Genomic DNA, 12,651 nt, shown 5'->3' on the forward strand with positions numbered 1-12,651 from the left:
GTCATAGATGGTTGAAAGATTAACCTGGAAAAAGCTGGCCTGGGAGCTGGCTTTTTTTTACACCCCTTGGATTATTGTTGGGTGGATATTTGGATACATGCCGTGGTTGCTTCTCGCTGCCACGGTTTTGCAGTTGATATGGCACCTACATAATCAGCTCAAATTGTCGGCTTGGTTATGGGATGAGAAACGTCTTACCCCACCATCAGGTAGCGGAAACTGGGAGTCTCTCTTCAACGGAATTTACCGTTTACAGCAACGTCAACGTCGCAAGCGTAAAGAGCTGACCAACCTTATCCGCCGATTTAAAAACGGTGCAGAATCCTTGCCTGATGCTGTCGTGGTGTTTAGAGGCGAAGGGAACATTGTATGGTGTAACAAACTGGCTCAGTACCTGTTAGGCTTTCGTTGGCCAGACGATAGTGGTCAGCCGATTTCCAACCTGATTCGAACCCCGGATTTTATCAAATACTTAAACAAAAATGATTTTTCAGAACCGTTAGAAATGCGCTCGCCTCTCAATGTGGAGCGTATGCTTGAATTGCGTATCGTGCCTTATACGGAAGGTGAGCATTTGATGGTGGTGCGTGATGTGAGCCAAGTTAAGCAGTTGGAGGGAATGCGTCGTAATTTCTTTGCAAATGTTTCCCATGAACTGCGTACACCGATGACGGTGTTGCAAGGGTATTTGGAAATGACCGAAGACCCAGATATGGTCGTCGGTCCGATGTGGACCAAGGCTCATGGGGTAATGACCGAGCAGTTAAATCGAATGAATGCGCTGGTGAATCAACTGCTGACTTTATCAAAAATCGAGGCAGCGCCGATGCATGAACTCGATGAAGTCGTCAATGTTCCGGCCATGCTTGAGGTATTAGAAAAAGAAGCGGTGAGCCTAAGTGGTGACAATGAGCATCATATTCAATTTGATATTGATACCAACCTGCGTGTATTTGGTGATGAAGACCAGTTGCGTAGTGCGATATCTAATCTTGTTTACAATGCGGTTAAGTACACGCCAGCGGGAGCAAATATCAAGGTGAAATGGTACCAAGTTGCTCAAGGGGTTCGCTTAGAGGTTGTTGACACCGGTGATGGTATTGAGGCTCAGCATCTCCATCGATTAACGGAACGCTTTTATCGAGTCGATAAAGCTAGATCTCGTGACACTGGTGGCAGTGGGTTAGGGCTCGCCATTGTAAAACACGCTTTGTCGCACCATGATTCCCATCTTGAAATCGCTTCGGAAGTCGGTAAAGGCAGTGCGTTTAGTTTTACCCTACCGGCTAGGTTGTTGGTTAACTGATGCATTTTTCCACCTTTGTCACACGGGTTGCCCTTTTATCCTTGCTAAGTGCTGTACCTTGTTACGCTGCCAATGAATTGCCTCGTTACCAGAAATTATCAGGGATATCTGGCAACCTTTCCTCTGTGGGTTCAGATACGTTGGCAAGTATGAGCACCTTATGGTTGGAGGAATTTAATACCCTCTACCCAAGCGTCAATGTGCAGATACAGGCGTCGGGTTCCTCGACGGCTCCACCAGCATTGACAGAAGGCACTGCTCAATTTGGTCCGATGAGCCGAAGTATGCGCCTTAAAGAAGTCGCCGCATTCGAACGCGAACATGGCTACCCTCCGACAGCATTGCGAGTGGCGATTGATGCGATTGGCATTTTTGTACACGAAGACAACCCGATACAAGGCCTCAACTTTAGAGAGCTCGATAGTATCTTTTCGATTACCTTGCGCTGTGGTTCCAACGAGTATGTAAAGAAATGGTCTGAGTTGGGAATCAACAGCGAATGGAAGAATAGAGCGATACAGTTGTACGGACGTAACTCGGTCTCGGGCACTTATGGTTATTTTAAAAATGTCGCTTTGTGTGACGGTGACTTTAGACAAGATGTCAACGAGCAGCCTGGTTCTGCATCCGTGGTTCAGTCGGTGGCCTCATCGATCAATACTATTGGTTATTCAGGGATAAGCTATCGAGTTTCCGGAGCAAGATTGGTTCCGATTGCCAATAAAGGCACACAATACATTTATCCTACACAGCAAAATGTTATCTCTGGTGAGTACCCGCTGGCGCGCTATCTGTATGTTTATGTGGATAAGCATCCCCATGAGTCGCTCGAACCGCTGGAAGAGGCTTATATTCGCTTTATCTATTCCCGTGAAGGGCAGAGTATCGTAGGGCAAGATGGCTTTGTGCCACTCACTAGGGAATTTGCTCAACAAGAGTTAGCCAAGGTGGGACTCAGCCTAGAGTAAAACCTAAAAGACCTTAGCCATCGCTAAGGTCTTTCTTTATTGATGCGGGTTATTCAGTGGGCGAGTTTAGCTTGTCGATACCGACTAAGGTTAACTGCCAGCCTGCGTTGTCCCAATAGGTGAGTTCTGTCATAAGATCGGTATACAGTAGCTTGTGCTGTTGCAACCAGTCATCTTCACTACTCGATAGAGTCCAGTTGTCACCATCAATAGAAAGATCTATCGGTGGCAGTGGCTCATCACTACGTTGACTGTTTACGATGATGGATAGCCTCAAGATGCGAATAAGACTGACAATATGTTTGGCTTTGAATAGGGTGAACTCTGGTAGCTCCTGCAATTTGAGGGACTTTCTCTGAAATCGTGCCAGCGTCGCAAGCACGAGTTGCTGTTCACTATTAAAGCCCGGCATATTGGTATGGTTGAGAATATAACTTGAGTGGCGATGAAAGGCCTGATAGCTAATACTTAGCCCAACCTCATGCAGCAATGCGCTCCATTCGAGCAAGCTAAATAGCTCGCTTTTCTTTTTTAATCCCAACTTTTCATAGACTTGGTTTAGAAACTCATGGGCTTGCCCACGCACTTTTGCGGCATGCTCTAAGTCTACAAAGTGCTTATTAGCGAGGTTTTCTGTCGTCCGCATGCGGATATCAGTGCGCTCAAAGCGTTCTTCCATTTCATAGAGTAAGCCTTCACGTAGCGCCCCTTTTGAGAAGAACAGCTCGTTGATTTTTAAACTCTCAAAAATAGCAGATAAAATAGCGACACCCGCGGCAAACACCGGCTTTCTTTCCGGAGTCAAACCGGTCAGAGAAATCACATCAATTGAGTCGAATTCGCACAGTTTTTCGATTAACTTAGCGAGACGTTTGCTGGTGATAATGCCATCTTCATACCCGATACCAATCAGGACTTCACGAATTGCTTTGATGGTGCCAGAAGAGCCTAACGCCACTTCCCAGCCTTTCTTTTTATATCGTGGCGCAAGGGCTTCTAGGCGCTGTCTAGCCGATAGAATGGCTTTGGAGAAGTTTTTTGATGAGAGTTTGCCGTTAGCAAAGAATCGTTCAGTATAACTCACACAGCCCATTTGAGTGCTGTTAAGCAGAATGGGTTCAAACTCTTGTCCAATGATCAATTCGGTACTACCACCACCAATATCGATCACCAATTTAGAGTTGGACTCGGTCTGAGTGTGGGCAACGCCAGCATAGATCAAGCGAGCTTCTTCTTCTCCGGGAATGACTTCAATAGGAAATGGCAGCACTTCTCTGGCACGCTGCAAGAAAATGTGTGCATTGTTAGCAATACGCAAGGTGTGGGTGGCAGCAATACGCACGTTTTCTGGCTCATAGCCTTGAATACGCTCAGCAAACATGGCGAGGCATTCTAGACCTCGCTCTATTGCCGTATTGGTTAGGTTGTTGTGAGCATCTAAGCCGGAGGCAAGACGGACTCTTTTTTTATGGCGGCTGACAAGTTGTAAGTCTTGACCAACAACTTTGGCGACCACCATATGAAAGCTATTGGAGCCTAAATCAATGGCGGCGACATGTTTAATTTCAGTCTCTTGGGTTGGGGTTGGACTCATCGTTTACTAACTGTTCTCTGGTTTGCTTCTCTACCTGTTTAAGATAGTCGTAAATAGCAACTTGTGAGCGAACTTTCTTGCGATTACCACGAGGAACATACTGGTTACTCATCTCTTTATCAATCCAACGAGCCTTCACGGTATCGGTAAATTGAATCTCGATAATATCGATAATACGTTGCTTTAATCGTTCATCCCTAACAGGTGCAGTCACTTCAATTCGATGGTCAATGTTTCTGGTCATCCAGTCAGCGGAAGAGATATACACCTGCGGGTCGCCATCATTGTGAGTAATAATAACGCGAGGATGCTCTAAAAAGCGATCAACAATACTGATAATTTTGATGTTGTCGCTAACACCTTGAACCCCAGGTACCAGCGAACACATACCTCGTATGATCATTCTGATCTGCACACCGGCGTTACTGGCGCCGTACAGTTTGTTGACCAGCCCTTTATCAACCAAGTTATTCACCTTGAGTGTTAACTGGGCTTTTTTACCGGCTTTTGCGTTGGCAATCTCTGTATCGATAAGGCGATAGATCTGTTTTCTCGAATTACGAGGTGACACGATCAAGTGATTAAATTTCACTGGGCGGTATGGGTTCTGGATATATTCAAACACCGAGCGCACTTCATTAGTAATATCTTGATCGGCAGTCAGTAACGAGAAGTCGGAATAGATACGCGCCGTTTTCTCATGGAAGTTGCCGGTACCAACGTGCGCATAATAGCGAACTTGCCCTGCCTCTCTGCGGCTAATTAACAATAGCTTTGAGTGGATTTTAAGACCGGGAGCACCAAAGACAACGTGAACGCCGTTTTCTGTTAATACTCTAGACCATTCAATATTGGCTTGTTCGTCAAAACGCGCTTGCAGTTCTACAACCACAGTGACCTGTTTGCCAATATGCACCGCATCGATAAGCGAGTTCATCAGACGAGAATCTTTAGCCACACGATAGATATTGATCTTAATGCTGATCACTTTGGGATCAAAGGAGGCTTGGCGAACCCATTCGGTAATATGATCGAAGGTGTGATAAGGGTAGTAAAGTAGGATATCTTTCGCTCGAATCGCATTAAACAGGTTATCGTAGCCATCAAAATCGGCGCAGCGGATCGGTGGCATCGGTTTATTTTCAAGATACTCACGACCCACATTGGGAAAGCCAATAAAGTCCTTAAAGTTTTGATAGCGTCCACCAGGAATTAAGCTGTCATAGTTTGAGATACCGAGCTTTTTACATAAAGTAGTGAGCATTTCCTCTGGCATATCTCGCTCGTAGACAAATCGCACCGGCATGGCGGTTAAGCGTTGGCTTACACCTTCTGACATCTGTTCAAGTAGGCTGTGTTCGACCTCATGGCTCAAGTCATATTCAGCGTCACGAGTCATCTTCATCGCATAACCGGTAAGCTCATCGTAGTCGAAGAAACCGCGGAATATATCGTCGAGGCAATAACGGATGATGTTGTCGAGTAAGATAATGGTTTTACGGCGCTTGCCTTTTTGTTCTGGCAGCATAACAAAGCGAGGTAGATGGTCGGTTGGAATTTCTAGCAGCGCGTAGTTGGATTCTGTTTCTTTCTTTAGGTCAGCAACGATATAGGCGTATTCGTCTTTGAGAAATTGCAATACGTCGATATCGTCATGCAACATAAAGGGAGTGATATGCGGAAGCACATGCTGTTTAAAATACTTCTTAACCCACTTTTTTTGAGTGTCAGTCAGTTGAGATTCGTTGACCAGAAAAATACGACGACGCGCCATTTCCAGAATCAATTCATTATAGAGTTCATCGAATCGCAAATTCAGTTTATGCGCTTTACTTTGCATCTTGCTTAGAAGATGTTTTGAGTTATCATCCTTACCGCGTTCTTGGTTGATCAAAATGCGGCGCTTAACATCAGAAAAGCGGACTTTGTAAAACTCATCGAGGTTGTTTGAAAAAATACCTAAAAAACGTATACGCTCAATCAGCGGGACAGTTTTATCAGCAGCTTCTTGCAAGACACGTTCATTGAAGGATAACCAACTTAACTCTTTCTCTACATAAAGCTTTTCCGTACTCATAAACCTCAACCACCTAACAATTTAATAATTCTGCCTGACGAGCTTTGACCATAAGTATGACAATAGCTTGATCGGCAAAGATAGTGAACGTTTGTGACGTTTTTATTTCAAAAGGATGGATATGCAATAGAATTTATTAATTTCAGTATGTTATATGTGTTGTAATATAAATGTCATGGGAACGACATATTATATAGCAACAAGTCCTGCAAGCTGATAGATAACGTCAGCAAGCATATCTGTTTATACTCAAGTATGCTCCCATAATATTCCACCACAATCATACAGAGAAGCTAAGTAAGTTATGGCAACCGCCAATTTTTCACTACAGACAAAAGACTACAAACGACTTGTGAAAGATCGTTTGGTGAGATGGATAGTGTCGTTTGGTGGAGTGAGTGTGCTTGCTAGTCTCATAGGCATCTTTATCTATTTTGCCTTGGTGATCTTCCCCTTATTTGAGAATGCGGAAGTCAAGTGGCAACCTAGCGTACCGGTGACTGTTGCTCAGCCCGTGGCTTACTCGACTTACGACCCTCGAAGTCGCATTGCTGTGTTGATTACCGATGCTGGCGAAGTGATACAAAAATCTTTAGTGACTCAAGCAGAGCAACGTTTTTACATTGCCGATAACGTCGATAAGGTTCAAAAACTCGATAGCCACCAATTGTTGGTCGTGCAGGGTGGGCAGCTATCGGTAGTGAAAGTCGATTTTGTTTGGCAACAAGACACTGAACAGTATCAATTAAGACTGGAGCCTCAAGGTTCCGTAAGTTGGGCGTTTGATGTACAAGACGACAAGTTTTCCGCCGCAGTATCCAATCGAGTCCTTTCAGCGACGGTGATTGACCACGAGGGACGATTGCACCTCAAACAGATCAATCTTGACGAAGATAATCAACCGTCGTCAAAAGTAACCGACTACCGCTTTAATCTTGAGTTGCCAAGTGATGAGGTTTCTCAGCTTTTAGTGACACCTGACGGTAAGCAGATTTTTGTTGCGACCAATAACCAATTATATGTGTTGGTTAAAAGCGAGCGCTCTTTGTTTCTGAGAGAAATCGTTGACCTGTCTCTGAAAGAAGTTGTTGGTCTAAAGCAGGTGAGTGATGCCAATGTGTTAGAGGTTAATCTCCTGTCTGGTGCGCATTCGCTGCTGGTGACTTATGATAACCAACAGGTATGGCAATGGTTTGATACCGTTACCAATCAACAGCGCCGCTTGACTCCGATCCGTCCGTTTAATTTCGAATCGCCAGTCCGTCAGGTATTGCCAGCGGATATGAGCAAGAGCTTCTTTGCTTTACTTGAAAACCAGCGTCTTGAGTATGTTTACACAACCAGTGAAAAACGTATTTTCAGCGAAGATATCAACACAGCGCAGCCAGCCGCGCTTGGAGTTTCAAGTGGCAATAACGCCCTAGTGGTGGTGGAGAATGGTCAGCTCAACGTACTTGATATTGATAATCCACACCCGGAGATTTCCTTAAGTTCGCTGTGGGAAAAAGTGTGGTATGAAAGCTACCCAGAGCCAGACTTTGTCTGGCAAACCGCCTCTGCCTCCGATGATTTTGAGGCTAAATACAGCCTAGTCCCCATCACTTTTGGTACCATAAAAGCGGCTCTCTTTGCCATGTTGTTTGCCGTTCCTGTTGCGGTATTTGGAGCAATTTATACCGCCTATTTTATGTCTGCCAATATGCGTAAGGTGGTCAAGCCAACGATTGAACTCATGGAAGCCCTACCGACCGTTATTATCGGTTTTTTAGCGGGAATTTGGTTCGCGCCTCTGGTCGAGAGTCACCTGCCTGCGATTGTTGCCTTGCTAGTGGCGCTCCCCGTGGTTTCTTTAGCGGTTGGTGTCGTTTGGTATGTGATACCTGATAGATATAGCGCCAAGTTTCCAAGCGGTTTTCATCCCTTTATCTTAATACCGGTGATTGTGCTGACAATGGCGGTTGCGATCAGTTTTTCTCCTGAGATGGAGGCGCTGTTCTTTGCTGGTGATGCACGAGCATTTTTAGCAGAGCGTGGCATTGACTTTGACCAACGCAATGCACTCGTGGTTGGATTTGCGATGGGCTTTGCGGTCATTCCTACCATCTTTACTATCGCAGAAGATGCCATCTTTTCAGTCCCTAAACATTTATCCGATGGCTCTCTAGCCCTTGGAGCAACCCAGTGGCAAACCTTAACTCATGTGGTATTGCTTACCGCCAGTCCGGGGATATTCTCGGCAGTAATGATGGGATTAGGTCGTGCGGTGGGTGAAACCATGATCGTATTGATGGCGACAGGCAACACGCCAATTCTCGATTGGAACGTATTTGAGGGCATGAGAACTCTATCCGCAACCATGGCGGTGGAACTGCCTGAGTCTGAAGTCAACAGTACCCATTATCGATTACTGTTCTTAGTTGCGTTGATCCTGTTTAGCTTTACGTTTGTGGTTAACTCATTAGCGGAATGGGTAAGGCAAAGGCTACGGGAGAAGTACAGTGCGCTGTAGGTATAGCTTTGGTAGAGATAGCAATGGTAGAAATAGGAAGCTAATTCATGCTTAGATGGTTTAAGTCTGGCGCTCCTTGGATTTGGTTGACCGGAGGTGCGGTGAGTATCAGTTTGATCTCCGTACTGGGTTTGCTATTGCTGATCGGCTGGCGAGGTTTGATCTATTTTTGGCCTGCACCTATCTATCAATGGCAATCAGAGAGTGGCGAAACGTTAGTTGGTCAAATCTACGATACTAACTGGGTCTCCGTGCATCAGTTATCAGATGCAGAGTACACGCTGCCAAAAGAAATTTTAGAGCAGGGTAGAGTCAAGCGCTACAGCATTAAGATTGCCAACCGGGATCTCTACGGGCTAGATTTTGTTTCTCTGTTGGAAACCGAGTTAGGTCATCATGTCTCAACACCCGAAGATCTTGCTGTTATTGAACGTACTCGTGGTGGTGACTTCTTCGGTAAGATCGTCGCGTTTCACACCACTCAAGGTGCGGTTACAGAAGATATCTCAGCAACGTTACGTTTAGAGCTCGAGAAAGTGGCAGCGATTCGAATTCAGATCACAGAGTTGATCGATCGAAAAATTAAGCAGCTCACTCAGCAGTACGAACAAATTCGCCTTAAAAAGCGCAGCGAGCGCCTCAATGGTACGCTCACTCCAGAGGCATTGGCGCTGTATACCCAGCAGCAGCAAATTATCGAAGAGCAATTGACTCAGAGCGAAGTTGAACTGGATGGTTTACGTCTGTTGCTGACCAGCCAATATTTGGTGGTGGAAGATATGCAAGGGCAGCAGGAGATACTCAGTCTTAATCGAGTTTTGGATTTCTGGTATCCCAATCAGATGACGTTTTTGCAGAAAGTGGCTCATTGGTCAGGACAAGGCTTGAAGTTTTTAACCGAAAGCCCAAGAGAGTCGAACTCAGAGGGTGGGGTGTTTCCGGCGATCTTTGGTACGGTGCTATTGGTGCTGATTATGTCTATTGTGGTGATGCCGCTTGGTGTATTGGTCGCGGTGTACTTGCATGAGTATGCAGAGAACAATTTACTGACTCGTATGATTCGGGTCGGTGTTATTAACCTAGCGGGTGTACCGTCGATTGTTTACGGTGTGTTTGGATTAGGCTTTTTTGTCTATACCATTGGCGGCAGCCTTGACGCCTTGCTCTATGCAGAACGTTTACCAGCCCCGACATTTGGAACACCAGGCTTGCTTTGGTCATCATTGACACTGGCTCTTTTGACCTTACCCGTCGTGATTGTAGCGACGGAAGAGGGATTAAATCGTATTCCATCATCGGCGAGACACGGTTCATTAGCGTTGGGGGCAACACAGTTTGAAACCTTATGGCGCATTGTGTTGCCCATGGCGAGTCCGGCGATTATCACTGGCTTGATCCTCGCGGTAGCTCGAGCGGCGGGGGAAGTGGCGCCTTTGATGTTGGTTGGGGTGGTTAAGCTGGCTTCAAGCCTACCCATCGACAGCCAGTTTCCGTTTTTACATTTGGAAAGAAAGTTTATGCACCTAGGGTTTCATATCTATGATCTCGGGTTCCAAACGGCCAACATTGAAGCAGCAAGACCGCTGGTGTACGCCACATCATTTTTATTGGTTACCGTCGTGATTGGTCTTAACTTAACCGCGATTGGAATTCGTAATAACCTGCGGGAAAAATACCGTTTACTGGGACAAGATTAACTATGTTTTCTATCAATCAAACATTGGGCTACCCGACGCCACTGGATGTCAACAATTTGAATGATGAGCAAACTGCGATTGTGATAGAAGATCTCAAGTTGTTTTATCAAGATAAACAAGCGCTTTTCGATGTTTCTATGAGGATCCCGAAAGGACAAGTGACTGCGTTTATCGGTCCATCCGGTTGTGGTAAATCGACCTTGCTTCGTTGCATTAATCGCATGAATGATCTGGTTGAGGGTTGCCGCGTGGAAGGCAAAGTTAAGCTACACGGTGGCAATATCTATCATCCAAAAGTCGACGTGGCGACACTGCGTCGTCGCGTGGGGATGGTTTTTCAGCGTCCAAACCCGTTCCCTAAATCCATCTATGAAAATGTAGTTTACGGCTTACGATTGCAAGGGATTAAGAACAGTCGTCATCTTGATGATGCGGTAGAGCGCTCATTGCGCGCGGCGGCATTGTGGGATGAGGTGAAAGATCGCCTGCATGAGAATGCCTTTGGATTGTCTGGTGGTCAGCAACAGCGTCTGGTTATCGCTCGCGCCATTGCTATTGAGCCAGAAGTTCTGTTGCTTGATGAACCAACCTCGGCATTAGATCCGATATCGACATTAACCATAGAAGAACTGATTAACGAGCTGAAGAACAAATACACGGTCGTCATTGTCACCCATAACATGCAGCAAGCTGCTCGGGTAAGTGATCACACTGCCTTTATTCATTTAGGAAAACTGGTAGAGTACTCGGATACAGATTCAATCTTCACTTCTCCTACTCAGAAGCAGACAGAAGACTACATCACAGGTCGTTACGGTTAAGGAATAGAAACAGATGCACCTCGGTCGCCATATTTCAGGTCAATTTAATGCGGAATTAGAGTCTATCCGTACTCATGTATTAACGATGGGGGGCTTGGTTGAGCAGCAATTATCGTTTGCGATGCAGGCGCTGCATAAAGATGATCTTGAGTTAGCCAAGAAAGTGGTACGCGACGATCATAAAGTCAATGCGATGGAAGTGTCGATTGATGAGGCTTGCACCCGAATTATTGCCAAAAGACAGCCAACAGCAAAAGATCTCCGTCTGGTTATGGCGATCATTAAAACCATTACCGATCTTGAACGCATTGGTGATGTTGCAACACGCATTGCTTATATTGCAATTGAGCAGCAATCTGCGATGGGACAAAAGTACAATGTCTCTTTGGAATCTCTCAGCCGCTTAGCGATTACCATGCTGCATCAAGTACTCGACGTTTTTGCTCGTATGGATGTTGAATCGGTGGCGGATGTTTATCAGTTAGACAATAAACTGGACGCCGAATACGCCTCGGTTATCTCGCAACTCACCACCTATATGATGGACGAGCCAAACGATATCCCCAGCATTTTGCAAGTTATGTGGTCGGCTAAAGCGATTGAACGCGTCGGCGATCGCTGCCAAAACATTTGTGAATACATCATCTACTTTGTAAAGGGTAAAGACGTACGTCACCTAGACGAGAAGCAGATCTACGATATCTTGTAACTTGCTACTTCTTTGCGCTTAGGTCTATTTTTACCTAGCACCTAGCACCTAGCACCTAGCACCTAGCACCTAGCACCTAGCACCTAGCACCTAGCACCTAGCACCTAGCACCTAGCACCTAGTACCACCTATTCCCTAATGCTGTTGTCGCTGCAGTACCCGCACAACCGCCTTAACTTTCTCTTTACTCGTAATGGGAATAGCAAAGTCATCGATTTGTTCATTGCCCATTTTGGCTTGTGGTGAAACAAACTGCATCTTGCTTGGGCGAGTGCTTTTTCCTGATAAATGAACCTCATTGATACCGGTATTTTTTACTATATGCGCAACATTGTCTTCATTGACACCCGCGCCAGCCATAATCTCAATGCGTCCCTGAGCTTGCTGGTGTAGCTGATGTATTTTGTTGCAGCCTTGCATCGCATCTGTGGCTAAACCAGAGGTGAGCAAGCGTTCACACCCAAGAGCGATGATATCTTCAAGCGCCTGATGGGCATCGCGGCACTGATCAAAAGCGCGGTGAAAAGTGATCCCCAATCCGAGTTGTTTCGCGACTCGAGTCAATCGCATGCTATGAGGCATATCGATATTACCGTCCTTGTTAAGCAAACCCAATACGATGCCACTTGCACCAGCTTCAGCGGCGCATTTAATGTCTTGCTCCATCATCGCGACTTCTTCATCACTGTATAAGAAGTCGCCTTGTCGCGGTCGAATCATGGCATAAATGGGAATGGTCGAAAGCTGGGCAGCTAATTGGATGAAGCCCATGCTGGGCGTCAATCCGCCAAGCGCAAGAGAAGAACATAACTCGATGCGGGTTGCGCCTCCTTGTACGGCAGAGTTGAGAGACTCGATGTTATCGATACAGACTTCGATTTGGTAGTGTGTCGTCATAGGGTTTAGGCTCTAGTTATTATTCTATCTCACTATTTTCGAATAAATGACTCATAGGGTACAGAGATATTCT

The 12,651-nt window shown here is 45.7% G+C and carries 9 protein-coding genes; 6 read left to right on the plus strand and 3 right to left on the minus strand.

What is annotated here, in order from left to right:
- Positions 1–7 precede the first annotated feature (7 nt).
- Together phoR and L9Q39_RS02570 are read left to right on the plus strand one after the other, a co-directional pair.
- A complete protein-coding gene (gene phoR, locus L9Q39_RS02565) occupies positions 8–1,306 on the plus strand; it encodes a phosphate regulon sensor histidine kinase PhoR (RefSeq protein ID WP_237483560.1) in 1,299 nt (432 codons plus the stop codon).
- Positions 1,306–2,274: a PstS family phosphate ABC transporter substrate-binding protein gene (locus tag L9Q39_RS02570; protein WP_237483561.1), complete on the plus strand. Its 969-nt coding sequence runs from the start codon at positions 1,306–1,308 to the stop codon at positions 2,272–2,274. The genes phoR and L9Q39_RS02570 overlap by 1 nt, the downstream gene beginning before the upstream one ends.
- Before the next feature lie 49 nt (positions 2,275–2,323).
- On the opposite strand, the gene ppx is transcribed toward L9Q39_RS02570, so the two are convergent.
- A complete protein-coding gene (gene ppx, locus L9Q39_RS02575; protein WP_237483562.1) occupies positions 2,324–3,868 on the minus strand; it encodes an exopolyphosphatase in 1,545 nt (514 codons plus the stop codon).
- The gene (gene ppk1, locus L9Q39_RS02580) at positions 3,840–5,945 is read right to left on the minus strand and encodes a polyphosphate kinase 1 (RefSeq protein ID WP_237483563.1); all 2,106 of its coding nucleotides are present in this window, start codon (positions 5,943–5,945) and stop codon (positions 3,840–3,842) included. Before ppk1 ends, ppx begins: the two co-directional genes overlap by 29 nt.
- Before the next feature lie 304 nt (positions 5,946–6,249).
- Here ppk1 and L9Q39_RS02585 point away from each other — a divergent pair, with 304 nt between their 5' ends.
- From L9Q39_RS02585 to phoU, 4 genes are read left to right on the plus strand one after another with little or no spacing between them, the layout of a single operon-like run.
- On the plus strand, positions 6,250–8,454 hold the full coding sequence (locus L9Q39_RS02585) for an ABC transporter permease subunit (RefSeq protein WP_237483564.1): 2,205 nt from the start codon (positions 6,250–6,252) through the stop codon (positions 8,452–8,454).
- Positions 8,455–8,501: 47 nt separating this feature from the next.
- Complete coding sequence (gene pstA / locus L9Q39_RS02590) at positions 8,502–10,151, plus strand: phosphate ABC transporter permease PstA (RefSeq protein WP_237483565.1); 1,650 nt, start codon at positions 8,502–8,504, stop codon at positions 10,149–10,151.
- Positions 10,152–10,153: 2 nt separating this feature from the next.
- Positions 10,154–10,972: a phosphate ABC transporter ATP-binding protein PstB gene (gene pstB, locus L9Q39_RS02595; RefSeq protein WP_237483566.1), complete on the plus strand. Its 819-nt coding sequence runs from the start codon at positions 10,154–10,156 to the stop codon at positions 10,970–10,972.
- Positions 10,973–10,985: 13 nt separating this feature from the next.
- Positions 10,986–11,681: a phosphate signaling complex protein PhoU gene (phoU, locus tag L9Q39_RS02600; RefSeq protein ID WP_237483567.1), complete on the plus strand. Its 696-nt coding sequence runs from the start codon at positions 10,986–10,988 to the stop codon at positions 11,679–11,681.
- A gap of 135 nt (positions 11,682–11,816) precedes the next feature.
- Here the strand turns inward: phoU and L9Q39_RS02605 are convergent, their stop codons facing one another.
- Positions 11,817–12,578 carry a copper homeostasis protein CutC gene (locus tag L9Q39_RS02605; RefSeq protein WP_237483568.1) on the minus strand — a complete coding sequence of 254 codons (762 nt, stop codon included), beginning with the start codon at positions 12,576–12,578 and terminating at the stop codon, positions 11,817–11,819.
- Positions 12,579–12,651 lie beyond the last annotated feature (73 nt).

This window comes from Vibrio hippocampi (genome assembly GCF_921292975.1).
GTDB classification, from domain to species: Bacteria; Pseudomonadota; Gammaproteobacteria; order Enterobacterales; family Vibrionaceae; genus Vibrio; species Vibrio hippocampi.